General features: G+C 64.1%; 17 protein-coding genes and 3 pseudogenes. 7 read left to right on the plus strand and 13 right to left on the minus strand.

All coding sequences use genetic code 11. The features are described from left to right. Nucleotides 1-306 (plus strand): transposase domain-containing protein (locus tag BMY19_RS27405; protein ID WP_139215718.1); only part of this gene is annotated, 306 nt, incomplete at its 5' end. 36 nt (nt 307-342) lie between these two features. On the opposite strand, the pseudogene BMY19_RS27410 reads toward BMY19_RS27405, so the two are convergent. From BMY19_RS27410 to BMY19_RS30660, 5 genes and pseudogenes are all read right to left on the minus strand, one after another. After that, nucleotides 343-591 (minus strand): annotated as a pseudogene (locus BMY19_RS27410) (helix-turn-helix domain-containing protein); the annotation flags it as partial. 31 nt (nt 592-622) lie between these two features. Continuing rightward, on the minus strand, nt 623-910 hold the full coding sequence (locus BMY19_RS27415; RefSeq protein WP_100253574.1) for a hypothetical protein: 288 nt from the start codon (nt 908-910) through the stop codon (nt 623-625). 68 nt (nt 911-978) lie between these two features. Next, nucleotides 979-2079, minus strand: coding sequence for a trypsin-like serine peptidase (locus BMY19_RS27420; protein WP_170863059.1), 1101 nt, complete (start codon nt 2077-2079; stop codon nt 979-981). Between the two features lie 200 nt (nt 2080-2279). Beyond that, the gene (locus tag BMY19_RS30655; protein WP_139215719.1) at nt 2280-3035 is read right to left on the minus strand and encodes a hypothetical protein; all 756 of its coding nucleotides are present in this window, start codon (nt 3033-3035) and stop codon (nt 2280-2282) included. A 175-nt stretch (nt 3036-3210) separates the two neighbouring features. Beyond that, the gene (locus BMY19_RS30660) at nt 3211-4146 is read right to left on the minus strand and encodes a hypothetical protein (RefSeq protein ID WP_139215720.1); all 936 of its coding nucleotides are present in this window, start codon (nt 4144-4146) and stop codon (nt 3211-3213) included. Between the two features lie 707 nt (nt 4147-4853). Between BMY19_RS30660 and BMY19_RS27425 the strand changes: the two are divergent. Beyond that, nucleotides 4854-5452 (plus strand): annotated as a pseudogene (locus tag BMY19_RS27425) (transposase); the annotation flags it as partial. 395 nt (nt 5453-5847) lie between these two features. On the opposite strand, the pseudogene BMY19_RS31495 reads toward BMY19_RS27425, so the two are convergent. The 8 genes and pseudogenes from BMY19_RS31495 to BMY19_RS27465 form a co-directional block, all read right to left on the minus strand. Then, nucleotides 5848-5961, minus strand: a pseudogene (locus tag BMY19_RS31495) (IS481 family transposase); the annotation flags it as partial. 223 nt (nt 5962-6184) lie between these two features. Beyond that, on the minus strand, nt 6185-7129 hold the full coding sequence (locus BMY19_RS27435) for a glycoside hydrolase family 16 protein (RefSeq protein WP_100253575.1): 945 nt from the start codon (nt 7127-7129) through the stop codon (nt 6185-6187). 132 nt (nt 7130-7261) lie between these two features. Beyond that, nucleotides 7262-9892 carry an FAD-dependent oxidoreductase gene (locus BMY19_RS27440; RefSeq protein ID WP_100253576.1) on the minus strand — a complete coding sequence of 877 codons (2631 nt, stop codon included), beginning with the start codon at nt 9890-9892 and terminating at the stop codon, nt 7262-7264. A gap of 552 nt (nt 9893-10444) precedes the next feature. Then, nucleotides 10445-11557 (minus strand): glycosyltransferase, encoded by a 1113-nt coding sequence (locus tag BMY19_RS27445; protein WP_100253577.1) that lies wholly within the window; start codon nt 11555-11557, stop codon nt 10445-10447. Between the two features lie 71 nt (nt 11558-11628). Next, nucleotides 11629-13293 carry a Wzz/FepE/Etk N-terminal domain-containing protein gene (locus BMY19_RS27450; RefSeq protein ID WP_100253578.1) on the minus strand — a complete coding sequence of 555 codons (1665 nt, stop codon included), beginning with the start codon at nt 13291-13293 and terminating at the stop codon, nt 11629-11631. 1 nt (nt 13294) lies between these two features. Continuing rightward, entirely contained in the window at nt 13295-15325 is a 2031-nt protein-coding gene (locus BMY19_RS27455) for a glycosyltransferase (protein WP_100253579.1), read from the minus strand. A gap of 269 nt (nt 15326-15594) precedes the next feature. Then, the gene (locus BMY19_RS27460; protein ID WP_100253580.1) at nt 15595-16926 is read right to left on the minus strand and encodes a glycosyltransferase; all 1332 of its coding nucleotides are present in this window, start codon (nt 16924-16926) and stop codon (nt 15595-15597) included. Next, nucleotides 16923-17768, minus strand: coding sequence for a hydrolase (locus tag BMY19_RS27465; protein WP_244535039.1), 846 nt, complete (start codon nt 17766-17768; stop codon nt 16923-16925). The genes BMY19_RS27460 and BMY19_RS27465 overlap by 4 nt, the downstream gene beginning before the upstream one ends. Before the next feature lie 625 nt (nt 17769-18393). Here BMY19_RS27465 and BMY19_RS27470 point away from each other — a divergent pair. The 5 genes from BMY19_RS27470 to BMY19_RS27490 all read left to right on the plus strand — a co-directional run bounded on the left by BMY19_RS27470 (nt 18394) and on the right by BMY19_RS27490 (nt 25584). Then, complete coding sequence (locus BMY19_RS27470; RefSeq protein ID WP_100253581.1) at nt 18394-19416, plus strand: glycosyltransferase family 2 protein; 1023 nt, start codon at nt 18394-18396, stop codon at nt 19414-19416. Nucleotides 19417-19598: 182 nt separating this feature from the next. Further along, complete coding sequence (locus BMY19_RS27475; protein ID WP_100253582.1) at nt 19599-20660, plus strand: glycosyltransferase family 4 protein; 1062 nt, start codon at nt 19599-19601, stop codon at nt 20658-20660. 244 nt (nt 20661-20904) lie between these two features. Further along, entirely contained in the window at nt 20905-22320 is a 1416-nt protein-coding gene (locus tag BMY19_RS27480) for a lipopolysaccharide biosynthesis protein (protein ID WP_100253583.1), read from the plus strand. A gap of 279 nt (nt 22321-22599) precedes the next feature. Then, entirely contained in the window at nt 22600-23958 is a 1359-nt protein-coding gene (locus BMY19_RS27485) for a polysaccharide biosynthesis/export family protein (RefSeq protein ID WP_100253584.1), read from the plus strand. A gap of 150 nt (nt 23959-24108) precedes the next feature. Beyond that, a complete protein-coding gene (locus tag BMY19_RS27490; protein ID WP_020091239.1) occupies nt 24109-25584 on the plus strand; it encodes an O-antigen ligase family protein in 1476 nt (491 codons plus the stop codon). Nucleotides 25585-26075: the final 491 nt, after the last annotated feature.

Genomic DNA, 26075 nt, shown 5'->3' on the forward strand with positions numbered 1-26075 from the left:
CGCTGGGCCGGCTTGTCTCTCTTCCTCGACGACGGCCGCGTCGAGATCGACAACAACACCGTCGAGCGGGCGATCCGGCCGTTGGCCCTGACGCGGAAGAACGCGCTGTTTGCCGGCTCGGACGGTGGGGCCGGGCATTGGGCTGTCGTCGCCTCGCTGGTCGAGACCTGCAAGCTGAACGGGGTCGAGCCGCAGGCCTACCTGACCGACGTCATCACCCGCATCGTCGCCGGACATCCGCAGAGCAATATCGACGACCTGCTGCCCTGGGCCTACGCCCCGCAGACCCTCAGGGCCGTGGCCTGAGAACGACGCTTACGATGAAGCCACACCAAGCACATCTTAGCCTTTGATTGCCGTACTGTTGGCCCGCGCCCGCGGAAAGTAGCTGTACAGGGTATCCCGGTTGACCCCGAGCCGCTTGGCGATCTCGGCCACGCTGATTGCGCCAGCTGCGAGCAGAGCCCAACCGACAGCGATATCGTCCTCGCTCAGCTTCTTCGGCCGTCCGCTCTTCAGACCGCGGGCGAGCGCTTCCTTCAGCCCCTCCATGGTCCGCTCGCGATTGAGGTCGAGGAAGTACTCGGCCAAAAACGTGTCCGTCTGAGCTGGCCACGATGGGCTAAAAGCGCACCACTCTCGGCGCGGCGCGAAAGTTGTCGTCCGCTCCGCTGTCGCTGTCAAAGCTGGCCTTCTGGATCAGACCACCGAGGTCGTTGCCGCCTTCGAAGCTGGTCTTCGTGTACTGGCTGAACTTGGCGATCAGGCCCCTGAACATGCCGCTGAGGGCCGAGACGTGTGCCATCCCCATTTCGGCAATGGCCGCGCTCAGTTTGCTGGGCGGTGAGGCGATCTCAGCGGCTAGCGCCGTCGCGTCCTTCCTGCAGATACTCGGCGCGGCCATCGCCATCGATCTCGTAGCCCGGCCGACTTAGAGGATCAGTGTTACTAACAGCGACGACACTGACAGCCTGTGCCTCAATGGATAAGTCCCGATACACGTCTAATCCCCTCTAGGGTCAGACCTGAATTTTCGCCGCCGTTTGTAAAACAACCTCCATTGGTATGAATGCCTATTAGATTGCCATCTTGATCGATGATACCTGCACCGGACGACCCTCCGAGAGTATCAATGTCACTGTAGAAAATGGTGTCGCCCGAGATCCTCAGCCCCGATCCTGCCGCCACTCTCTTAGGCACCCCATTTGGGTGCTGTATCACCGTTAGGGTCTTCAATCCTTCTAATGCCCGTCGCGATGAATCAGTAGCTTGAGGCGAAAAAGTTACATTCGGCTTTTCTCCGCGATCGGAGGCACCTAGTTCGATAATGGTATAATCAAGCTGACCATTTCGATGCTCATGAACTCGGGTTACAGGATATATAATTGTAGGACGGGTTGGACAGCTTTCTGGGTTAGCATCAGTACATTTCGACGCGTCACGCTGAAAATTAAAATTTACCTGCATCAGTGGCGCAAACTCCGTTGGTTGGTACGGTGAATATGTGTTAGCGCCTATACGGTGCCGCGGAGTTGTCCATTCGTTAGCATCTATATCGAAGCAGTGACCCGCTGTGACAAAAAGATTATCCGAAAGCAATGTTCCCGTGCACCACCTCTCGCCTTCAACATTTCCAGCATCATCCCCTGGCGACAGGAGGGACTTAAGATTGTTTCTCCACTGAAGAAGTGCTGTAGACGGTTGATGTTTATTAACAAACTCCTTTGATGCTCCTAGGTCACCCTTGTATAATTCGACATCTTGTGAATCGTCAGAAGGTCCGCATCGAGTCTCGATCAGCACACGTCGTCGCTCCCGGTCCAGAGAAACTATCTCTCGAGATAGCGCTTCACTTGTATCGCGATCGCGTTGGCGAATCGGCGCCTCTGCCCCCCCGCGAGAATTGGTTGCCCGTGTACGGTCGCGATCCACATCCTTCTTGCGACGCACAAGTTCCTCTAGTTTGCCGTCGATAGCCTCCAATGTTTTTAAGTTTTCGTCACGCGTTTTTGTTGGATCAAATCGAAATACCTGCCCTTTTTCAGCGGTTTCTTTGATGCTGGCAGGAGGTAGAGGCATCGAGTAGGGTCTCGAGGGCAAAACTTGCCCCGTTGCCGCGCAACAACCCATAAAAAACATGAGTGTCGAAATACAATGCGGCTTCATATTTACCCTCCCCATCTTGCTTTAGCGAAATGAGCCGATTGCAATCTAAATTATTATCTAATCAATGATGGATTTTTTATCGTGGCGAAATTATTTTGGATCTGCCCGCAGGTTCATCTACGTTGCCACGGCCCCGGTTCAATTGTGTTATACAGACCAACTTCGATCTCAGAAAAGAGCCTCTTAGCCATATCGCCAGCGGCCGTGCTCAAGCATGAAATTAGAGCAACCTTGAACGCGGGGACTGATGAGCCAGGCGACGTTACGACTGCAGCCGTTATAGCTCCACCTAGGGCACCCAGAAGGCACCCATTAACCACACCTTTAACGCGGTCATTGATATCATCCGGAATAGCTAATTCTCCGAATAACTTGAAATTACTGCTGCGAGTATAAAAAGCTGGTATGTCTGTACAAAGTTTCTTGCCAAAGACACTTATACATTGTAATTCCATCTCGGTTTTAAATTCTGGCCAGCCGCTGATGCTTGCCAGCTGCGCCCTGTATTTTGCTTTACCCGCAACTTCAGCCTGAGGGTATCCAAGTACTACACCGGAGCCGAAACGTTCCTTGGGCGCAATGCTCTCCGTCTGCGGCCGGGCTACCTCTGCTGGAGAGACGATATCTGCTGGAGCAGGGCTGAAAACAGATTCCGCTGGACCATTTGGCGTTTGTATAGTCATTTTGATTTGCGGCGTCGAAACTTGAGATGCCTCAACTGGCCGTGAATCAGTGGATTGTGGAGACCTTTGAGGTTGAGTTGCGGTGGTATTTTGAGCTTTAGCTTCAGTGTGGTATAAGCTAGTACAAAACCATACCGATACGATCGCAAGCCCAATGGTGTATCGCAAATCCGTTTTCATGTTCATCGAGGCACCTCTGATTCGATTTTCAGTGAGGGTATTAGGTGGCCGGATAATTGCCATCATCTTTTATGACGAGATTGTTCGAGCTTTCCAATTTTTCTTGCTTCGAACTAGATGACACAAAGCCCTGTTCGACGATTGCGACCAATCGCTGGACGGGTATACTTGCGCAGCCTCTTCAAATTTGGAGCACCTGCGTGAGCGTAGCTCTCAGCATCTTACCGCGCAGGTAATTTCCTAAATCGTGACGCCAAAGTCCATAATTTGGCTCATGGATATCCTTGACCACCTCTTGCCCATTTTTACGGAAATCCACCGAAAGAAATGGATCAAATGCCGCCACTGGATCTAGGTGATCGAAGAAATTAGACCACGTTCCGCCAACTTTATCCGGAAACCCGTCCGGTCGCGTCCATCCAGGTTGTAATTTATCCTGTATTTCGTCCAATCCAAGCGGGCTTCCGATCGTTATCAGTGCGTCGGCCTGAGATACTTCAGGTACACGCTTCAGACAGTCGTACGCTATAACGGTACCCATGCTATGACTAACAACGACATGGGGACGAGATGTTACTTGCTGCGAGTCGAAAACAAATCGTCTACGTATTTCGTCCTGAACGGCATAAATTTGACCGGGCCGCGGAGAGAAAGTCTCGTTAAATAAATAATGGTGGACATCTCGAAGAAAGTTTTTAAGAAAAATTTCTTTCACCGTCCAGGGCAATGGAACGCGTTCAAAGCTTCCATCAGCTTCTTCCACCGGCGGTTGGTCATCTTTATCACCGGGGATCGCTGCGCGACCGCCTAGCTTGGAGGCAAGCGCTAAGACCCATCTTTGCTCATTTGGGTCTCTACCTTCGAGACCTACACTTTTTGTGACCTTCGAGCCTTCTAGTGTTCGCAGCTCGGTCGTTGCTGTAGGATCTTCGGGCGCAACGCCTTCCAATGGCGAGCCGTACAACACATCGGCCCAGTAAACCGATGAACAGGTTACGCCATTTTTGTCTAAATCTACTGGGAAGTCGTCAGCGCATAACGCGGACTTCCACAATGCCAGCTCAATCTCTGCTGGAGGCTTATTCAGAATTCCGTGAACAAATGTGACATGAGGCATTCCAAGCCCTCCTGCCAAGCTAGTGCCCCGCGAATCTGGAAATAGCATGGATTGAACTACCAGTGAAAAGCAAGGCATTTTTACGAAGGTGACCGGTATTTGTATCGTCAGTGTACTGCGACGGCACGCAGCCTTCGATTCTGATTCCTGATCGGTACAATGATATTGCCCAAGTCACTTTTGGCGCGGACTGTTGCGCCGATTGATATAACCGGCTGGCTTTCGGCTAAGCTGATCCTGAGGATCAGCTGCGACCGAGAAAAATAAATCTTCGGCGAAATCTGAACACGGGTGCAGAGTAGGTCGCTCTGAATTCGCGCTAGAACTATGTCCAACTCAACTGCAATCTGGTTCGAGATGAGGCGTTGGTGGGTTGAGGAAACTTCGATGCCGTCAGCCACGTCGATCGATCTCCGTGGGCGCGTTCTCCCCGTGATAGCGGTGGCAGCTTCCTGCCATGGCGCGGCGGTCCGCTTCAGGGCGAGTGCGTCGAGCGCCAGTCGCGGGGCGGTGCGCCCGCGGTAGGAGAGCCCGGTCGCGCCGCGGCCCCGCGGTGGCGATCATCATTCACTGTACATCGAGGCGCACACCCACCTGATCCGAGCGACCTACGAAGCGCAGCCCACGATCTGCCTGCATGAACTATGCGCTGCCTTGGCTGAGCAAGTCGTGACGGCTAGAGGTTGTTAGGGACCTAGGCGGGGGCGATGCTCAGTTGGGTGGTGAGGAACCCTGCTTGCAAACCGTATCTGTGTGACGTTTCCGACTAGGATGCTGGTCAGTCCGAGCAAGCGTTGCGCGAGGTGTTCAACGGGCTGAGATACGTCATCAGGAGCGGCTGCTCGTGGCGCCGAATGCCTCATGACCTGCCGCCCTGGTTTGCCGCGTATCAGCAGGCCCACGGCTAGCTCTCGGCCGGCTGTTTCGAGCAGTTGGCCGAGGATCTGCGCGCTGTTCTGCGCATGGTCGCGGGTCGCACGCCGGAACCGAGCGCGGCCCTGCTCGGCAGTCGGACCTGGCGCTCCTGCCCGAGAGCGGTGAGCGGGCCGGCTACGATAGGGCTAAGCGCAAGAAGGACTCGAAGCCGCACATGGCGGTGGATATCCTCGGTCACCTGCTCGCGCTGCACGTCACGCCCGCTGACGCTAGAGATCGCGCGCAGGTCGGACAATTAGCTAGAGCCGTGCAGGCGGCCACCGGCGAGAGCGTCACGGTCGCCTTCGTCGATCAGGGCTACACGGGCGAGAAGCCGGCCGCGGCCGCCCGTGAGGACGGCATCGGACTAGAGATGATGAAGCTGCCGGAGCACGCACCAGCCCGTGCAGCAATCGTTTCAGTACAAGGTCCGTCTGTCCGCCTCGACTTTGGGCGGGAGTTGGCGCTGCCAAGCTCAGCCAGTATGCCGCGAATGGCCACGAAAGCGGAAAATTTGCAAAAAAGTTGTTGTTTTCCAATAACCGGGGCCAGACTACGAATCTGGGGGTCAGAGGTTCGAATCCTTTCGGGCGCGCCACTCAAATCAAGTGCTTAGCGGATGCCGGGGCAATGCCCTTTCCCGCTGACGACTGTCGGACGACCAACCCACGCAGTCTCTGAACTCGCGACGAGAGCGTGTTTGGTCCCGGCTTTTGGTGGAGCGGGTCGAGCTTGAAGTGCTCTGATTCTGCGGCCCAGGCTTTGCTGATACCCTCGTAGCACGACCGACAGCACGGTCGAATGCCGCTCCTTCGGCCCAGTACGCTGATCGAGGACGGACGTGCGCGTCTTCCACTTCGCCACGGCTTTCAGGTTGATGCCGTAGCGCTCGGCCAGCGTTCGATCAGGCGCAGCTTCAGCACGACCTGCTCCCCGCTCGTCTTCTGACCTCGCCGCATGTCCGACGCCTTCGGTCCTGGCTGATCCTCTCAATCAGCCCGGTCCAAAGCCAGCCGGTCAGGTCAGATTCGGAGCGACGCGCTTGGTGTGCCGTCCGCGATGAGAACAGGTCGCGGGCGCGAGCCTCGCCGCCCTCACGGATTCATCGGCGCGGCGTCCGAGGCTATGCGTACACGCGAAAATAATCGACGCGCATATGGGTGAGCTTCTGCGCTTCGGTCAGTTGAGGGGCCGGGACATCCGTCCGCAACGCCAATGTGAGGAGCGGCCAGAAGACGTCGCCGGCTTGTTCCATCTCCGACGCGCGGGTGAGTGTCCAGATATTGAGTTGGTTAGTTTTAGGATTGATGATTGGCTTGCGCTCAAAATAAGGAATGCATTGACCGTCCTGGATCAGCACGCCGTACCGGCAGTACTGTTCGGTCATGTCGACGGGCGTGGGAACGCCGGTGCCTTCGTTGTGCTCACCGGGCTGCCCCCATTCGTGCAAGTACGCGCCGTAGAGCTTCGGCTCGAAACCCTTGTGCTCGACGATATCGACCTCTATGCTCCGTTTGGCATTGGTGATGCCCTCTCGGTTGAGAAGCCAGAAGGCTGGCCACGTGAGCGGATGCCGCGGGAATCTCATCCGCGCTTCGAGATAGCCTTGGCGCCAGCCGACCGATACGACACCGCTGCGGCTGCCGGTCTGCAAATTTCCGGAAATCCACTGATAGTCGGATGTGTTGTTTCCATAGTAATTCACGACGCTCATCTTGCGTCCGATGTATTTCGCGGAAATCTGGAGGGCCGTGCCGCCCGTGGCCTCCGCATCCGCGACGATCTCGTAGGGTTTGAAGCCTTCCGCGCCGGCAAGGGGAGCGAAGGCGGAACGGCCGTAGAAACCGGACGGCCCTGTCGTGGCCTTCGGTCCGCCATTCCAGATCCGTCCGTTGATCTCCGCGAAGGGCTCATCGAAGACGAGCGTGCGGCCCTGCGTCGGATCCACGGAGGCGTCGATCGCCGCGCTCGAGCGGCTGGTCGGCAGCAGGGACGCGGCCGCGCAGATCGGTAGATCCCGGAAGCACGATTTCAGCAGATCGCGGCGTACCCAGCGAGGTTTCGTCATGGCTCAGGCTCCGAGTTCCGGCGTGGCAAGTGAGAGAGAACTTCGCGGCACGAACCTCCCTTTCACAGGGACGCCATGATCTGGGACGTGCCGGTGCCCGGCGGCGCGCCGCTGTGGTGAGGCGGACGGCTTTCAGGACCGGTTTCGCTCCCGTGTTTCCGCTCGCAGGATGTCCAGCGCCATGGCGCGGGCCCTGGCCATTCCGTAGCGGTGTCGATACCCGGCCTGCCGCAGACGATCGTTGGGGAACCGCATCCTCCAGAGAGGATTGCGCAAGGGCAGCGTCCGGTTGCGCAGGAAATCGTGGAGCCAGTCGACGAGGGCCGGCATCGGGATGACCCGGAAGCGGGGATCGCGGCTTATCGCGAACGCCCGCCGCATGAAGTCGCCGATCCGCGCATCGCGCGCCTCGTGATCGGAGAGATTGAAGACCTGGACCTCGCCCGCCGGCCAAGCCCCGGTCAGGGACCGCGTCATCGTCCAGATCGCCGCGTCCGTGACGTCCCGCACGTAGACGTGATGGGAGGGCCGATGCGCTGCGAAGAGGCGCTTCGAGAGGCTCCAGTCGCGCAAGCCGATGAGATTATGGAGATCGACGACCACCGTCGGGCGCAGGATCACGTAGGGAAGGGTCGAGGCGATCCGCCTGATGGCCTCTTCGCCGGCGAGCTTCGTTCGACCGTAGGCGCGAACGTAGTCCAGGGCCCAGTATTCGGATTTGACGTCGACGCTGCTGGTGAGAACCGGCGCCGTCTCCGTCATGGTGCGCGCGCGGCCGCTGCCATACACGGAGACGGTGCTCATGTAGCAGAAGGCCCGGACGCCGTCCCGCTCGGCGGCTTCGGCCAGTCGCCGCGTCGCCTCGACATTGATGGCCTGCATCCGATCCTGCTTCCCGAGCTCGGCGGCGAGATGCATGACGGCCGCGCAGCCGTGGACGAGGCCGGCGTAATCCTGATCCGCCGTGAAGTCGAAGGTCCGCCACTCGACCTGACCCGTGCGCGGCTGCGCCTCGGTCAGGGGCTGGGACGTGACGGCCCTGACCGCGTAGCCGCGTTCCTGCAGGTCCTCCACCAGGATGCGGCCGATCCGCCCCGTCGCCCCCGTCACGAGGACGCGGAGATCGCCCGGGACGGGCGGAGACGTTCGGAGGTCGGGGACCACGGTGTCGCGCTGCTCCCGGACCTTCAGCAGGTCGGCGAGGCGGATCGCCAGAGCGACGATCATCTGCGTGGGATTGCAGTGGCCTCCTGTCGGGAACACCGAACTTCCCGTGACGAACAGGCCGTCGATCCCGTGAACCTGGCCGCGCGCATCGACGACGCCCCTGGTGGCATCGTCGGACATGCGGGTGGTGCCGGTCGGGTGGGCGACATCGACGAAGCTGAGCGGGATCGGCGCCTCTTCGCGCACCCAGTCTGCCAGCTCGGGCACGGGCAGGCCCAGGCGGGCGAACTCGGAGACGACGAGCCGCGCCGTCTCGCGCATCGTGCGGCCTTCATCTTCGTGACTGCGCCAGTCGATCAGGGGCAGCCGGCTGCCCAGGTGATCCCGCTGATCGGAGAGCATGACCCGGCTCTCGGGATCCGGCCGCTGCTCGACCATGCATTCGAGGCTCAGCTCGGACAGCTTCCGCGGAAAGCCGTTGCGCGCGATGAAATGGTCCCGGCAGCCGCGCAGGAGCAGCGGCAGGTTCGACGTCAGCGTCAGGATGTCCTTCGCCCGCGGCTTGCCGACCAGAATCCTCCGGATCGCGTCGCCCGGGTCGTCGGGGGCGAGCGTCTCCCCGAGCCAGACCGCGCTGTTCAGGAGCTGACGGCTTCGCTGGACGTCCGGGCTCAGGCGGAGCCCGCCTCGGAACAGCCGATCCTCGATGGTGTAGCGGCCGAACCGCCGCTGCAGCGCGCGCGATCGGTGAGGGTCGAAATGCGCGACCGGCCCGCGCAGGTGATCCATCAGGTAGCGACCCACGCGGTCGAACCTGTTGCCGAGGCCGCCCGGGACCTGATGATCGGAGGCGAGGAGGAGCCGCGCATTCTCGATCCCGCCGGCACACAGGACGACATGGCGGGCCGGCAGCTTGACGATCGCGCCGTCGGGCGCCGCGACTTGGACGCCCTGTACCCTGTCGCCCGTCCCGTTCACGTCGATCGCGACGACGGTCGCGCCGCTGATCAACGTGACGTTCGGGCCCAACTTCTCGTCCAGTTTCCGCCCGAAGCGCGTGTACTCGAACGGATAGGATTCCGCGTCGTCGCGGCTGAACTGCCAGAAGAAGGGCAGGAGCATCCGAGGATCCGGCTCGGACCAGGCCGGCTGCGAACCGAACAGGTCCCAGAAGCGCGCGTCGCTGAAATGGTTGCCGTAGGCGAGCCCGAGATACTTGGCCGTCCGCTCGAGATAAGGATCGAGCGCGTCGCGCTGGAACGGCCACCCACTCTCCGGGACCCAGGCACGCTGCTCGAAGTCGATCGTGTCGAAAGGGGCGCACCGGCCGCCCCACGTGTGCGAGCTACCACCCACGATCCGGTTCCGGACGGCCCACTGGGTCGCGCGCGGCCGGCCGACATTCACGATGGCGTCCAGCGCGTCCGCGCTCTCCATCCGGTCGAGGCCGCCGCTCTCCAGCAGCACGACCCTCAGGCCGCCGCCGGACAGCTCGCGCGCCAAGGTGCTCCCGGCCGGGCCTGTCCCGACAATGCAGACATCGCAAGCCGCATCCAGAAGACCCTCGATTTCACGTGCGGCACGCAGTTGGATCACGGTGGGCGGCTCCCGGGCTCATTCCATCGAGACTACCGTCGCGCACTTATTGCTGAAGCGCGGACGTGGACGATCGACGCATTGAGGAGGCATGAATATGCTCAGTGTCCACTTGCCATGACGCCGGATCGTCAGTGATTCTTCGGGCACGACGCGGATATGGACCAGCGATAGATCCGTCGACGAGCGGGCGCGACGGTTGCGCGCGGTCGTGAGGACGGCGATCCATGACGCTCCGCGGCGCGGTCCGGACGTTGTCGGCCGGTGGTGCGGCTCTCCCGTGCGACGCGCGCCTATCGCCCCGTACCGGCCGGCCGGCGCATCGCGGCTGCGAACCCTGACGCGCTCGGCGGGCCGCCGCGTCGATGCTGCTTCCGCGGCGCGCGCGACGACTTAGAGCCGTGCCCGATCGCGTTGCAATCGGGCACGGCTCTAGACCTTTGTCTCGACGCGCTCTCTTACGCCGAACCGGTATCCACTTCGGCGGAGAGCGCTCTAGGGTCGAGGTGGAGGATGGGCCGGGCCGCTGCGCGACCGGGGGCTGGCCGAGGTTCAGCATGCCGATTGCCGGATCGCGTCGGCGTGAATGTGCACGATCCTCTCGGCACTGTACTGGTCGATGTGATGCTTCCTGAATTCCGAAAACGATCTCTCCAGGATTATATTGTCACAGTAATACTCCATGGATTCTATGAGCGCCTCCTCGTCGTCGGGTGGGATCAGGCGCCCGAGACGTCGGTCGACCAGGATGTCGCTGGGGCCGAATTCGCAGTCGGTGGATATGACGGGCAGTCCGCACCGGAGGGCTTCGCAGATCGCCAGCGACCAGCCCTCCCATCGAGACGTCGCGACGAAGACATCACTCGCGAAGAGCGCCCGTTGCGGGTTGTCCGGGTAGTGGACGAGCCGGACGACCTCGGACAGGCCGAGCGCCTGAATCTGGTCCGCCAGCGCCGCTTTGTCGGATCCGTGGCCGACCAAGTTGAGCCGCACGTTCCTGCGCCGCTCGTACAATCGCGCGAACGCGCGCACCAGAAGGTCCTGACCCTTCTGGAAGGCGTAGCGTCCGACATTCACGAAGGTGATGACGGCGGGGTCGGGCCGGATGTCGGTGTCCGACGCTTCGAAGTGCCTGACCGGGTTGGGAACCCAGTACATTGGCCGTCTGCAGTTGAAATCGGCCTCGAACGCCCGGAGCTGCCGCGGCGACGTGCCGAAAACGGAAGCGATCCGCGGGAGGATGTAATGCTTCAGGAGGAAGAACTTGACCTTCGATTTCAGGCTGGCGGATTCGCGCCGCGGGTTGCCGTGCAGGTGCATCGTGATCCGCTGCGGGATGCCCAACCGGGCGAGCCAGAAGATGACGGTCGGCTCGATCTGCGGGACGATGACCAGATCGTAGCGGCCTCCTTTGCTGACATCCCTGAAGATCCGCAGGAGGTGCAGGCGCGATGTGACCGGCCGGAAGACGCTTCTGTAAGGCCGCGGTTCCGCCGGGTAGTTCGCGTGCTGCGTGACTCGCAGCACGTCGACGGCGAACTCGGTGCCGCACTTCTGCGCGAGTTCCCCGCCGATCGTGTCGACCACTCGCTCGATGCCGGCGAAGACGGAAGACCCCGGCTGTAGATAGAGGATCTGGACCTTCTCACGATCTCCGGCCGCCATCCCAACCAACTCCTTCCGTTCGAAGCTCCGGCGATCCGGGCGCGGGCCCGTCGACGATGCCGGAGTCCGACTCACGCGCGATTGAGAACGGCGCCGATCACGTTCGCGCCGGCACCGATCAGGCCGTTCACCGCGTCCGACAGCTCGTCGACGGTCGTCCGCCCGGCCTCGGCGACGATCACCACGACATCCGCTCGACGGGCCGCGACCCGGGACTCGGCCGAGACGGAGAGCGGCGGCAGGTCGAGGATGACGTAGCCCCCCCGGCGCATCTGGTCGATGACGCTCTGGAAGACCGAGGAGCTGAGGGAGATGCCGGTGCCGACCGCCGTGTACGGCGACCGCGACGGCAGGACCGAGACGCCCCCGAAATCCACGAACTTGGCGAGGGCCAGATGGCTCGGATTGATGATCAGGTCGGCGAGACTCGCGCCGACCCCGGCCTTGGAGTCCGGGGTCAGGAAGAAGGTTCCGGCGCCGTGGATATTCGTGTCGATCAGCCGGGCGGTCCGGCCACCTTCCTGCAGCAGGCGCGCCAAGCTCAGGCCGATCAGGGTCGTGCCGGTGCGCGGGGTGCAGCCGACCAGGGCGATGACACAGTCGGAATCGTGGCCGCGCGCGGAGAGGGCCAGCTGGATCGACGTCCGAAGGTCTCGGACGCCCGTGGAGAATTTGACGTTGAGGAACCACGGCGCGTTGACGTTGCGCAGATCCACGGTCTCGCGGCGCCCCTCGGCCGTCTTGCGCAGGACCTCGGGCATCACGGCGAGGCAGGGGATGCCGGCCCTCTGGACGAGATCCTGCGGCGTCCGGATCCGGCGGTCGAAGGCCTGCAGCAGCGCCACGGCCAGGAAGCCGCCGACGAGGCCGATCATCGCGCCGAGGCCGAGGATCAGGGTCTTCCGCGGGGCCGAGGGTTTGAGGGGCTGCAGCGCCGCGCCGATCACCCGCGCGTCGGCATCGGGCGTCGGCGCGTCCGGCAGCGTGCCCTCGGTGACGGCCGCCGCGGCGGACCGCGCCTGGGCGGCGAGGGCATTGACGCGACCCTGGAGGAACTCGGCGCCGTTCTTGGCCGCATCGGCTTTCGCCGCGATGGATTGCAGGAGATAGGCCGAGACGGCCGCGTTCGCGACGCGCCGCGCCAGGTTCGGGTCTCTGGACGTGTACGAGACCTCGACAACGTACGACTGTCCGACCCGCCTGACGGTAAATCGCTCGGCGAAGTTCTCGAACTTCCTCTGCTGGAGGATGGCTGCCGTCGACGGCGGGGCGGTCCGCAGCCCCGACAATTCGGACGCGCCCGGGCCCGGCTCCTTCGGGCTCTCGGCTTCCGGAGGACCGAATTCCGGATTGTTCGCCAGCTGGAGACTGTTGAACACGTTCGCCAGCAGCCGTTCCGAGCGGAGGACCTGGAGCTCACTCTCGGCCCGGCCCACATCGAGGCTCGGCATCAGGGCGCCATCGGAGGAGCCCGAGCCCACCGGGCGCCGCGGCTCGAGCAGCAGCACAGCGGTCGCCGTGTAGAAGGGGGTCGCGGTCACCGTGTAGAGCGCCGCGCAGCCGATGCAGAAGACCACCCAGACGGCCACCGCCAGTTTGTGCCGGCGGGCCGCCTTGAGGGCCGCCGAGATGACGGCCAGCGGGCCGTCCTGCACGCCGATGGAGGTCGTCTCCGGAGAATGGGAGACCGATTGGGACTGGTCCGGCGGGATCCGGTTGGTGTTGTGGATGTTCATCTCACACTTTCCGTCGGATCTTCAGGGCCCGCTCGGGCTCCAGCCGTCCCAGGAGCACGTCCGCGGCGCCGCGCAGATTGCCGCGCAGCCGGCCGCGCCGGTCGATGAACGGCTCGGGGGCCGCGAAGCGCGTCACGTTGCTGAGAACGTTGCGGGTAATCTGGCCGAAGACTTGAGACAGGGTCATCGTACCCTTGCGCAGCATGTATAGCGGGTTGACAATCTGCGAATAGCCGAGCCGATCGCCGGAGATGCGGCCGCCTTTCACGCCCATATGGACGCCGCGGGCCTCTATGCATTTGACGAGCCGGCCGCCTCGGGCCGCCAGGGCCGCGCCGAAATCGCGATCCTCGAGCCAGCCGTACAGGACGAGCCGCTCGTCGAAGCGCAGCGTGCCGATGGCCGAGCGACGGAACGCCATGTTGCAGCCGTACGGGCTGAAGGCCTCGATGGGCGCCGCCGGCTCGACCGGAGCCAGCGCGGCGAGCATCCGGTCGACCTCGGTGAAGCGCAGTCCGGGCCCCTTGATGCCGTCCGCGACGACGTCGCCCGTCAGGCCGACGATGTCCGGCTCGTCTTCGAAGCGCTGCGCGGCTGCTGCGAGCCAGCCGGCCTCGGGGACGAAGTCATCGTCGAAGAAGACCACGATATCGATCGCCTCCGGCAGCGCGGCGAGGGCGGCATTTCTCTGAGTGGCGAGGCCGGGACGCCCCGTGACCACCGTCACGCCGGGCCACGCGGCCGCCTCGCCGGCATCGTCCGGGGTGACGCAGGAGATCAGGATGGCGGCGGGCTTCAGGGTCTGCCGATCCAGGATCCGCCGCAGCGTGCCGGTCACCACCTCGGGACGGCCCAGCGTCGCGATGGCGACGGCGATGCTGGGCGGAGATGGCGGTGCCGCGGATCGCGCGGCAGGGCGCGCGGCGGGGCGCGCGGTCGGCCGCACCTTCGGCGCCCGCATGAGATCGAGGTAGCCCTGCGCCGAAGCCTCCCACGAGAAGAGGGCGGCCTGATCGCGACCGCGGCCGATCAGGTCCGATCGCAGGTCCGGGCTCGCGGCCAGGGCGCGGATCTGGTCGAGCCAGCGTTCCGGCCGGTCCGGCGGAGCGAGCAGGGCCGCCGACCCGCAAATCTCCGGCAAACTCGCGCGGTCGGTCGAGACGACGGGGCAGCCGCGTGCCATCGCCTCCAGCGCCGGAAGCCCGAACCCCTCCGTGAGGGAGGGGAAGGCCAGGCACAGGGCGCGCTCCATCAGGTAGGCGAGGTCGTGGTCGGTGACGAAGCCGAGGTGGCGGACATTCTCGCCGCGCCGCAGGTCCTCGGCGGCGTAGATGGTCGCCTGGCCGCCCGCCACCACGAGGTCGAGCCCGAGTTCGCCCAAGGCGGGCGCCAGTTTGAGCAGCAGATCGAGGTTCTTGTGGCGGGCGCGGGACCCGAGGGCCAGCACGAAGGGGCGCTCCAGGCCGTCGGCGTCCCGGTCCAGGGCCGCCGGCGCCCGGACGGCCTGTCGCGGATCCCAGGCGTGCACGTGCTCGTGCCCGTTCGGGAGCACGACGATGTCGGAGGCTCTCACCGAGAGATGGTTGGCGATCTGTCCGGCCGAGAAGCTGGAGACGGTGGCGATCCGCGCGGCACGGCGCGCCAGAAGCGGCTGGAGCGTCCTGTAGAAGGTCCGGAACGACGCGCTGTAGCTCTCCGGCGCGTTGAACACGTTCGCGTCGTGGATGCAGACGACCTGATCGGCCTTCAACGCGGGGGCGGTGTTGCAGAGGTTGAGCAATCGGCCGGGCCAGGCGCGCGGCAGGACGAATTGCTCCCAGGCATGCCCACCCGCCGGTCCGACGGTGCGGAGCGGCGTGCCTGCGAGACGGGGATCCTCCGCGTCCGGCACGGACAGCAAGGGGGCGCTCTCGCCACGAGCGGTCAGGGCCGCGCTCAGCGCCCGGGTGACGTTCATCGCGTAGCGCTGAACCCCGGTCATCGGCTGGGTGAGGAACCGACCGTTGATTCCGAACGATCCGACTGCCGTCATGCTGTCGCTCTACTCCTGTCGGAGCCCCGATTCGCGGATCGAATACGAGAACAAGAGTGTTCCACCTTTCGCGTGAGCGGCGCGGTCGGACCCGCGATCCCAGGAACCGGGATCGCGCATGACCCCGCGCGTGCGCAGAATTCGCGTACGTAATAGAGGCAAAAATCCTGGACGCTAATTATTTTATAGGCAGCATTCTGATTCTCGACAGGAAAATCCAAGTTCAGTAGCCGAGGCCCGAACGCTGCATTCGACGACACGGAGAGACCTCAGTTCGCGCCAGAGGCCTGCCGGCGCCACAGGGGCGGCTCCGCGCGCGCCTCGGGCGCGGGCTCGCGGCGGCGGACGAGACGGGACGTGGCCTCCCTTCGAAGGGCGCGACCGGCGTAGACGGCCTCGATCACGGGAAGCAGGAACCGGCCGGCCCGCGGGAAGAAGCGGAGAAGCGCGCCCTCGCGCCAGAGACTCTCGCGGATCTGCTGCGCGGGTCGGGCCGGCCGCGGTGTGGCGTACTGCGCGCTCAGCTCGACGCGTCCGAAATCGCGGGATCTGCCGCCGAGACTCAAGGTCGAGACGGTCCGGTCATCCGGCCAGATGATTGCCTTCTTCAGGGCCGCCCACGCCCGCGCCGCGTCGTCCGGGATCGCCGCGACGCTCTCGGAGCGAAGATCGTCGATGTGGGCCAGAACGCCGGTGAAGAGGTCCGGCCGCGTCGATGCGATCCGCGCCTCCCAGCCGTCGTCCTGAAGATTGGCCCGCGGCGGCGATCCCGGGACGGCCTGGGCGAAGGTGCGGACGCTCGGCAGGTCCGGTTCCAGGCAGGCCTCGATCAGGTGCCAGAAGCGCAGCACCGACGTGCGCGCGTCCCAGGGCTTGTACCAGTCGCTCTCGACACTCAGGCCGAACGTGCGGCGGAAATGCGGTGTGGCGAGGCGCTTGTAGTTGCAGCGGGCGAGCTGGAGCCCTGACCACGTCCGCTCCGGCAGGCCCTCCTGAAGCATGCGGACCGTGCTGCCGTAGAGCCCGGTATCGACCAGCACGCAGTGGCGCGCCGGGCCGGCGCAGGCCTCGAGATGCGCGCGGAAACGGGCATCCTGTTGGGCGATCGCGGCGTGAAGGCGGGCCACGCCGGGCTGGTTGCCGGACAGCAGCGCGGTGAAAGCCCCCTCCTCGAAGGGCTCATCCCAGGACGCCGGAAGGGCCAGATCGTCGCGTTGCGCCAGCGCCGCCGCGATCTCCGCCATCGACCGGCCGCTGAACTCCCGACCGAGTTCGGAGAGCATGCCGGGGCTCGGCGGATCGAAGGCGGTGCGGGCGGCCACGAGGCGCGAGACCATCAGGGCCGCGCGCGGGAGGTTCTGTGGCAGGCCGGTTCGCTGGAGGAAGCGCTCGTAGACGAGTTGCAGGCGCAGGCCACCCCGGGCGCAGAACAGGAGGACGGTCCTGTCCGGCGCGAGGAAGCGTTCCGCGAGCCAGAGGCGCAGGCAGAACTCGGCGAGGATCGGGCCCAGCACGCGCTGGCCGAACGCGACCGCGTCGTCGCCCGCGTCGTCGCCCGCGTCGTCGCCCGCGGGGCCGCGTGCGGCGTCGGTCGCGCTCACGGCCCGATCCTCCTGGCCCCGCTGCGGGCGGCACCGATCCAGTGCCGGTGCATCACGCGAGCGCGGACGGCATCGAGGCGGCGACGCAGCACCACGTGGCGCGGCCGGAGCAGTTGTGCCGTCCTCAGGCCCGCGGCGGCGGCCATCGTCACGTCCGCCAGCGTGTCGTCGCCGAGGTGGAGGATCTCGGCCGGGGGCACTTTCTCGCTCCGGAGAACGACATCGAAGAGCGCCCGTGTCCGCTTGGTCGCGTCGTGGTCGGCACTGGTGTAGATGCGCGCGATGGGATGGTCGGGAGCCAGCGCGTTCAGCAGCTGCGCGATGGTCTCGCCGCGGTGGTACGTATCGCTCACCGCGATGATCCTGCCTCCGGCCCGCGCCCGGCCCCTCAGCCACGTCATCAGCCGGGTGTTCGCGCGCAACTGAGCGCGTTCGACCGTGATCTCGGCCCGATACAGGATATCCGCGGCCCGATCATCGAGGCCGAGGACGCGCGTCATGGCCGCGAGCATGTCGGCGAAGCGCACGTCGCCCGAGGGATTGGCCAAGTCGAGCGCCCGGTAGGCCGCTCGCTGCACCTCCAGGCGCGCGGCGTAGATCGCGCCCGGACGGCGCACCACGCCGTGCTCCGCCGCGAGCAGCTGCGACGCGACGGCCGCGATCTCGTGGAAGCGGCAGCGCTCGGACCGGTGATCGCGCAGGAGCAGCGTGTCGAAGACGTCGCAGGATACGATACGGGCTGCCGTCTCGGGTAGGTGCATGATGGCTAGATCTCTCCCGATCGATGGCGATCGAACCTGATGTCTGCCCGCCGGGCCGCGTCCGGCGGATCCCTTCTGCAATGACGGTGCCGTGACGGCACCACGCTGCGCGCGATGTCCATCCTCCAACGAGTATAGCAACAATCTGTCCCGTCCGACATCAATGAAGGCGCGCTGCTACGGCCATAAGCATTGACGAGGCGACCGCGCACCCCCCGAAAAGGCGGCTTGATCGGCCCGACCGAGGGGGAATTTCCGGGAAAGGGGGCCTTAGTGGAGCTTGGGGGCGCCCAACAAGACCGCCGTTCGGAGTAGGTCCGGGGGATCAAAGGTACGACCGCCCGCGCTGGGAGTGCGGCCGGCGCCGTCGGCCGCGACGGATCGACCGACAGGCTCGACTTGCCTGGATGTCACCTCGATCTCGCGCCTCATCCGGGGTTCAACACGTTCCTGGAAGCCCGGCCCGGGCCGGAAAGGGATGGACCTCGATCGATTCTCGATCACGGAGAATTGACTATTGTCATCGAGACAACGTGAAATGCTGAGCTCGTCAGCGATAAGTCCGGCAATTAGACTTGGGTTGTGGCTGCGTCTTCATGTATCGATTGTGGATCTCGGCGGGATGCCGTGCGAGCCAACATCCTGTTGAGCGCTCGAGACAGTGAGAGACGGGAGCGCGGAGCGACGAGCGAGAAAGACGTCTTTCGTGGTCAAGGATCCTAAGCTCGCAGTCATTATTACCTGTTTCAACTACGAAAGTTTTGTCGATAAAACGATTCAGAGTGTCGTCGACCAGCACAATGACTCTTGTGAGATCGTCGTGATAGACGACGGATCGACGGATGACTCATGGTCGATTATCCAGCGGTCCGGCGTCGCGGCATTCCGGATTCCGAACGGCGGTCAGAGGGCGGCCTGCCTGTATGGATTGGCCAAGACTTCTGCCCCGTTTCTGCTCTTTCTCGACGCGGACGACGAGCTTCTGCCCGGTGCTCTCGACCGTATTCTCGCGGAGCTAGATCCGACTGTCGCCAAACTTCAGTTCTGTCTGAGATGCGTCGACTCGGCGGGGGCGATCCTGGCGGACCCATACCCCGCTCTCGGCGCGTTCCGCGGGCAGGACAGGACTGTCGGCGACATCCTGCGCTCAGGCGTCTACCAGACGCCGCCCACGTCCGGGAATGTCTTCCGCCGCGATGTCTGCGATCTGCTCCATCAATGCGCGTACGACCAAGCTGTCGATGGCGTGATCCTGTTGGCTGCCCCGTTCATGGGCGAGATCGTCAGCCTTTCCGAAAGTCTCGGGCTCTACCGTGTCCATGGCCGCAATGACTCCGGTCTGGGCCGCGTCCCGCAGGCGGCCACCGTCGAGCGGGATCTCCAGCGTTTCCAGTCACGTCTGAGGCATCTGCGCGGTCTTCTTCACGACTGGCGTCCCGGGATCTCCCTCGTCGAGCCAGAGCAGACATACTATTTTCAGTTCCTCGAGTTCTGCATGGCGATCCTCCGGGGTGTCCGGTACGGTGGCAGGCCGTTCCTGGGCCTGATCAGATCTGTCCTGATCGAGCCGCGTTCCCTGAAGTGGAAAATGGCGAATGCGCTCTTCGTAGTCGCGACGTTTCTCGCGCCCGTTCGCTGTGCGCAGGCGTTGCTCGCCTTCCGCTTCTCGCCCAAGCGCCGGCCGGTCCGACAGATCCTGCGCGCCACGATCGGTGCGGGGCATTGTTGAAAATCAGTAATGCGCCGGATTTTTCTGTTGCGCCCGGTCGCGCTTTTACACCTAGATGGCTCCGGAATATGTGGCGGCTCTCCTGTTCGGCCAGGGTCGTATCTCCCGCCTAATCGGCGCCGCGGCTTGCATGGAGTCCAGCGCAGGCCGGGGCTCGGATCCGACACGAGCGCTCGTAAGTCATGCGTATTCTCCATCTGCTGAATCACACGCGCCGACTGAACGGCCATGTCCACGCGGCCGTCGATCTCGCGTGCCAACAGGCGCAGGCCGGACACCGGGTCGCGATTGCCAGTCAGGGTGGGGATTTCGATGCGCTGCTCCGGTCCAACGGCGTCGAGTCGATCTTCGCGAGCCACGCGCGCACGCCGGCCCGGATCCTGACGTCGTTCCTCGGATGTGGCGGTGTGCTCCGGCGTTGGCGTCCCGATGTCGTCCACGCCCATATGATGACCAGCGCCGTGCTGGCTTGGCCGACCTGCAAGCTGCTGCGCGTTCCCCTCGTGACGACCGTCCACAATGAGTTCGAGAAGGGGGCCGTCCTCATGGGCCTTGGGACCAGGGTCATCGCTGTGAGCGGTGCGGTCGCCGCGTCGATGCGGAAGCGCGGCATCGCGGCTTCCCGCATCGACGTCGTGCTCAACGGGACCATCGGCTCAGCCCGCATGCGCGGTCGGTCCGAGGAACCGCAGGCTCTGGATCATCCCGCCATCGTCTTCGTCGGAGGCCTGCATCCCCGGAAGGGATTGCCCGATCTGCTGCAGGCCTTCGACAAGGCGTTCCCCCACAATCGCGCCATGCGGCTCTACGTCGTCGGCGGCGGTCCTCACCGGGGCGCCTACGAGCAGACCGCGCGCACGCTGGCCTGCGCGGATGCCATTACCTTCGCCGGGCCGCGGGACGATCCGTACCGCTGGATGCTGGGCGCCGACATCTTCGTGCTCCCGTCCCACGCCGATCCGGCACCGCTCGTGCTCTCCGAAGCCCGGGAGGCGGGCTGCGCGATCGTCGGCACCGACGTCGACGGGATTCCCGAGCTGCTCGACGGGGGAAGGGCGGGCATTCTGGTCCCGGCAAACGATCCGGACAAGCTTGCGCAGGCGCTGATCACGCTCACGACCGATCCGAGCGCCCTGGGCGCTTTGAGAGCGAAGAGCCAGATCAACCTGGATCACCTGCGGATCGCACGGGTGGCCGACGAGACCTTGACCGTCTATCGGCGCGCTGCCGGCCTCGCGGGGTGATGCGCGTCCCGGTGCGCGGAACCCGGACACGGCTCCCACAACGCACCGCGGGCGCGGCTCGATCGCAAGCTGACCAAATTAGCTAGATTGATGCCGCCGCCGGATGCTGGTTCAGGACTGCCTTGCAGAGCGTGTCAGGATCGGAATCGCCATGTTGCTCAGATCCGGATCCATGTCGTGACCACGAGGCACGACGTCGTTCCGGGCCGGTGTGGCGCCGGTCAGTCCTCCGTGGGACACGTTCATGCTCGCCTCTAAGACGCTGCGCGGCGCCGGATGGAGTGTCGCCGCGCGGATCTCCGCGCGCGCGATCGATCTCGGCACGCTACTCGTCCTCGCACGGATCCTGTCGCCCGCCGATTTCGGCCTGACGGCCATCGCCGCGTCCCTGATCTCGATCGTCGAGATGATCCTCGAGATCCCGCTGGTTCAGGCCCTGTTGCGTCTGCAGAAGATCGAGAAGTCGCATCTGGATACTGCATTCACGCTGGGCCTTCTCCGGGGCGGGGTCATCGCCGTCCTGATGATGGCCGCCGCTTGGCCGGTCGCCCACATCTACGACGACGTCCGACTGATCCCCATCACGCTCGCGCTCGCCTCGGCGCCGATCGCGCGAAGCCTCTACAGCCCGGCCATGGTACACTTGTTCCGCAAGATCGACTTCCGTGCGTCGTTTCTCGCGGATTTTTCCGGAAAAGTGGCCGCGGCCCTGATCTCGATCGGGTCTCTCTACTTGGGAGCCGGCTACTGGGCCCTGGTGATCAACCCGGCTGCATCCGCGATCCTGCCGACCATCCTGTCCTACGTGCTGGCGCCTTACCGACCGGGGCTCTCCCTGGCGCGGCTGAGTGCCTTCTCGGCGTTCACAGGCTGGTTCACATCTTCACAGATCCTCGCTGCCTTCAGTTGGCAGTTCGATCGCATGTTCCTCGGTTACCACGTCGACAAGGCCGTACTCGGCCGCTACGGGGTGGCGAGCGATTTCTCCGTCCTCCCGACCCAGAGCGTCATCGGTCCGGCTATGCGGCCGGTCATGGCCGCGTTCGCGACGATGGCCGATGACCGCCTCCGCTTACGAGCCGCCTTCCTGAAGGCGGCTCGACTCACGATGATCATCGCGCTCCCGGCTGGCGTGGGCATCGCACTGACCGCCGACCAGATCGTGAGCGTCATCCTCGGTGCGCAATGGATTTCCGCGGCGCCCTATCTGCGATGGCTGTCGCTGGCCGTCATGTTCACCGCCTATTACCAACCTGTCTCAACGCTCTGCCTCGCGATGGACGAGCCGAACGTGATGCTCAAGATCACGCTTCTCGAGTCGGTGGCGAAGGTCTTGAGCATGACACTGGGATTCTATCTCGGCGGCGTGATGATGATGATCTACGCGCGCCTTGCCGCGGCCCTGTTTCACTTCCTGATCAGCGCGATCTACGCGCGGCGTCTCGTCGGTGCCGGTGTGGCGGGGCAGATCCGTAATCTCTGGCAGATTGCCCTCTCCTGCGCGGCGATGGCGGCCGCCGTCCTCGCGCTGCGGGCCGCCTTGAGCCGCCTGGATATCGGCTCGGCCGGGCTTCTCGCGGCCCTGATCCTCGGCGGCGCGGCGGCTTACGGCGTAAGCATGCTGCTGCTCGGCTTTCGCCTGAGGACCCTGCGTCCATGAGCCCGGTCGCGCGAGGGCCAGCGGCGAAGAACGCAGAACTTACAGCCGCCAGCGGGCTGATCCACGAGATTGCGGAGGGTATAATTTTGGCCGTGCTCACTTCAACGGCTCGGATGAGCAGCGGCCGCAAGACAGACCTCGGGTCGTTAAATCTTGGCTAACTTGGCGGCGTCTGCTACCTTTCGATGTGGCCCTCGGGATTCTGTGCTACGGATACCGTAGGGCGATCGCAGCGCGCAGACTTATACTCAAGATTTGGCTCTGGTCGGGGAGAATTTGATGCGTCTGCGTCTAGTTGCGGCGGCGTGCGTCCTGCTGTTCGGCAGCCCGCACGCGAATGCGGCCGCCGACGAAGCCGGTCGATATCTGCTCGGCCCTCAGGATCATCTGACGATCCGCGTCTATGATTTGCGTCGCAACACCGGCGAAGCGTACTCGTGGACGGCACTGAACGGTCAGTTCGTCGTTGCAGCGGACGGAACCGTGTCCATGCCACTGATCGGCCAGATCAAGGCGGCGGGCGGCACGCCGATCGATCTCGCGAACGCCATCGGTGTCGCTCTGAAACAGGTCGCCGATCTCGCGGAGAAGCCCGCAGCATCGGTCGAAGTCGCGACCTACCGTCCCTTCTACATCATCGGTGCGGTCCAGCAGCCCGGCAAGTACGAGTATCAACCCGGCCTGACCGTACTACAGGCCGTCAGCACGGCTCAGGGACTGATGCGCGGCACCGACCCGCGCAGTATCCAGCGCGACGCGGTCACAACGCGCGGCGAGTTGCGAAATCTGGCAGCGGAGCGGGTCGCCTTGGCCGCCAAGCTGGCGCGTCTCGAAGCGGAGGTCGGCGGCGCGGAGACGATCGCGTTCGGCGGCGAGCTGAAAGGCACGGTGGACAGGATATACGCAGAGCAGGCCGTCCGCGGTGAGCAACTCCTGTTCGACACGCGTCGGAATGCGCTGAAGGCCGAGATCAAGTCGATTGAACAGTCGATCGCCAGCTTTCAAAATGAGATGAGCACGCTCGATAATAAGTCCAAAACGCTGGACCGCCAGATCGAGCTCAGTCGCGGTGAACTCGGCCTGATCAACGATCTGGTCTCGAAGGGGCTCACGATCGCGCCGCGCAAGCTGGCTGCGGAGCAGAGTCAGGCGTCGTTCGAGAGCAGCCGACTCGACGTGCAGGTCGCCATGCTGCGCGCTCAGCAGAGCCTCACGCGCGCCGAGCGCGACATCATCGACCTCAAGGCCCGGTTCCGCCGCGAAGCTCTGTCGGAGGCCGCGGATGCCCGTCAGAAGCTCGCCTCGATCGACGAGAAGGCGCGGACAGCCGAGCGGCTCGCGGCCGATGCCGAGTCTCAGATGGTCGGCAGCACCGACGACGCGGCAGAAGCCGTGAGCGCGCGCTACGAGATTACCCGGAAGCAGGGGGTGAAGGCGGGCACATGGCTCGCCTCCGAGGAGGCCGTCGTCGAGCCCGGCGACGTCGTGCGGGTGACGCTCGTGCGCCAGCTGGCCGACAAGGCCGGGGAGACGCGGCCGTCCCCGTCGCCGCGGCCCGGATCATCGGGCGCTCCGGTGAGCCGCGGTCCGGCCGCTTCGGATGCGCCACTGCGGCCAACCGAGAGTGCGAATCGCTGAGATGGTCGATGCGTGCGCGTCGCATCGATCCGGGCGGTGACCAGACGACGCGATCGCCCGATCCCGGCCCGGCACGACCGCCGGGGGTGCCGGTGCGTCGCCTGAGTGCCACCGCCGCTCCGCCGTCGATCATGCCTGGATCAGCCTGACATGAGCTTCGAACCAATAGGCGCCATCGCGGTCGTCATCGGCCTGTTCTGTCTGCTGTTCGGCAGGGAATCGGTGGTGATCGCCTTCGTGGTGTTCTGCAATCTCGGCTCGGCCGCGGCACTCCTGCTGGGCGGCGCCAACGTGCAGCCGGCGCATCTCTTCCTCGTGTTCCTGATGATCGCGACACTGTTCCACCGCAACATCTCGACACAGGTCCTGAGTTCGTTCCGCCTGCCTGAACCGGGTTTCTGGCTTCTCTGTCTCACTCTCTACGGGGTGGCGAGCAGCTACATCCTGCCGCGGCTCTTCGCGGGGCAGACCTATATCGTGCCGCTGGGAACGTCGTCACACCTGATCACGAGCGACGGCGTCGTTCCCCTGGGACCAGTATCCAGCAATTTCACGCAGCCGATCTATCTCATCGGTGATCTGGTCTGTTTCAGTATCATCACCGCTTTCGGATCCTCGAAGAACGGGATTGAGACGCTCGCGAAGGCGCTCATCCTCTACGCGGCTGCCAACATATGTTTCGGCATCATCGACGTCCTCACGGCGGCAACGGGCACGCAGGAGGCCCTGCAATTCATTCGCAACGCTCAGTACACGTTCCACGACGAGGAGAGTGTCGGCAGTATGCGGCGGATCATCGGGGCTTGGCCGGAGGCGTCGGCCTTCGCGGGAATGACACTGGGAGGTTGCGGGTTCACGGGCATGCTGTGGCTCTGTGGCCGCAAGCCCTTGGTGACGGGACCTCTGGCGTTGATCTCGCTGTTGTTCGTGATCCTGTCGACTTCCTCGACCGGCCTGGTCGGCGCCGCGGTGCTGATCCCGATGCTCTACACGATCGCGTTGCTGCGATGCAGCACGCGTCGTCAGGACCGCTTCAGCGCCTGGCTGGTGGTCGCGGGTCCGTTGGTCGCCTGCGTCCTCGTGCTCCTGGCCTTCTCGGTCGGCGGCGTGGCTGAGCGCATCTACGATTACGTCGATACGCTTGTCCTGAGCAAAGCCGAGACGAGTTCGGGTGTTCAGCGTTCGGCCTGGAACGCCTATGCGTGGCGGAACTTCATCGACTCGAACGGCCTGGGCGTCGGCCTCGGAACCAATCGCACATCGAGCTTTCCGCTCGCGGTGCTGTCGAATGTCGGGATTCCCGGAGCCGTCTTCTACGTGCTTTTCCTGGCGTCGGTGTTCGGATTTCGGCGCGGAGCGCCGCGGACCTACGCGAGCGACATCCGTGCTGCTGGCCGCGTCGCCTGCCTGTCCCTTCTCCCTGGCAGCCTCATCGCGGGCCCGACCGTCGATCAGGGCTTGATATTCTACATCTTCGCCGCCACCGCCTGCGCCTATCCCGCACGTCATCCAGTCGGGCGTATCGGTGTCTCCGCAACTCCGATCGAGCCGGCCGCGGTCGCGATACGGTCGCGGCTCGCCGAACCGGCTCGCCATTCGGCTCAGAACGTATCACTCGGCACGTGAGGGCGGCCCCGGAGGCCGATGGCCGGACCGAGGGCTGGGCGTTGCTGCCGTCCGGCACCGGGGACTGCCGTTCCGTGTTCCGCTCCGGGAGCAAAACCACGGACCGCGCCGTCGCGCCGCGACGGCCGTGCAGGGAGCTCGGAAATGGCCCGGGGGCGCGGGGGACGCTCAAGGTATGCTGGGTGGATCCACTGCCTCGAAGCCATTGATCAAATGGCTCATGGGACATCTGTCGTTTTCGTTGTTGACTTTACCCTGCTGAAGGGCGGCCAATGCTGCCTCTGTCGGCCGCAAGGCGCGGAGTGCCTGTCCGCTCGTTCAGAACGGGGACAGATCCATAGTGCGATCGTCAGGAGATGTTTCGGTCCGCGCGCCACGGTGTGTTTGCAAATTCTGCTCAGTTAACGGTAGTCATGACTGGGTTCCGAACTGATCCTATGGTATCGATCCGCAACTTCCGATCTGATTCGAGTGTCGGCGATGATCATCGT

Source organism: Methylobacterium sp. UNC300MFChir4.1 (assembly GCF_900110155.1).
Classification (GTDB): domain Bacteria; phylum Pseudomonadota; class Alphaproteobacteria; order Rhizobiales; family Beijerinckiaceae; genus Methylobacterium.

Excerpts from the sequence above, each read along its gene's own strand:
- BMY19_RS27420 (WP_170863059.1), bottom strand. The coding sequence starts at position 2,079 with ATGCCTCTACCTCCTGCCAGCATCAAAGAAACCGCTGAAAAAGGGCAG.
- BMY19_RS27415 (WP_100253574.1), bottom strand. The coding sequence starts at position 910 with ATGGCGATGGCCGCGCCGAGTATCTGCAGGAAGGACGCGACGGCGCTA.
- BMY19_RS27445 (WP_100253577.1), bottom strand. The coding sequence starts at position 11,557 with ATGGCGGCCGGAGATCGTGAGAAGGTCCAGATCCTCTATCTACAGCCG.
- BMY19_RS27435 (WP_100253575.1), bottom strand. The coding sequence starts at position 7,129 with ATGACGAAACCTCGCTGGGTACGCCGCGATCTGCTGAAATCGTGCTTC.
- BMY19_RS30660 (WP_139215720.1), bottom strand. The coding sequence starts at position 4,146 with ATGCCTCATGTCACATTTGTTCACGGAATTCTGAATAAGCCTCCAGCA.
- BMY19_RS27475 (WP_100253582.1), top strand. The coding sequence starts at position 19,599 with ATGCGTATTCTCCATCTGCTGAATCACACGCGCCGACTGAACGGCCAT.
- BMY19_RS30655 (WP_139215719.1), bottom strand. The coding sequence starts at position 3,035 with ATGAACATGAAAACGGATTTGCGATACACCATTGGGCTTGCGATCGTA.
- BMY19_RS27480 (WP_100253583.1), top strand. The coding sequence starts at position 20,905 with ATGCTCGCCTCTAAGACGCTGCGCGGCGCCGGATGGAGTGTCGCCGCG.
- BMY19_RS27485 (WP_100253584.1), top strand. The coding sequence starts at position 22,600 with ATGCGTCTGCGTCTAGTTGCGGCGGCGTGCGTCCTGCTGTTCGGCAGC.
- BMY19_RS27455 (WP_100253579.1), bottom strand. The coding sequence starts at position 15,325 with ATGACGGCAGTCGGATCGTTCGGAATCAACGGTCGGTTCCTCACCCAG.
- BMY19_RS27490 (WP_020091239.1), top strand. The coding sequence starts at position 24,109 with ATGAGCTTCGAACCAATAGGCGCCATCGCGGTCGTCATCGGCCTGTTC.
- BMY19_RS27450 (WP_100253578.1), bottom strand. The coding sequence starts at position 13,293 with ATGAACATCCACAACACCAACCGGATCCCGCCGGACCAGTCCCAATCG.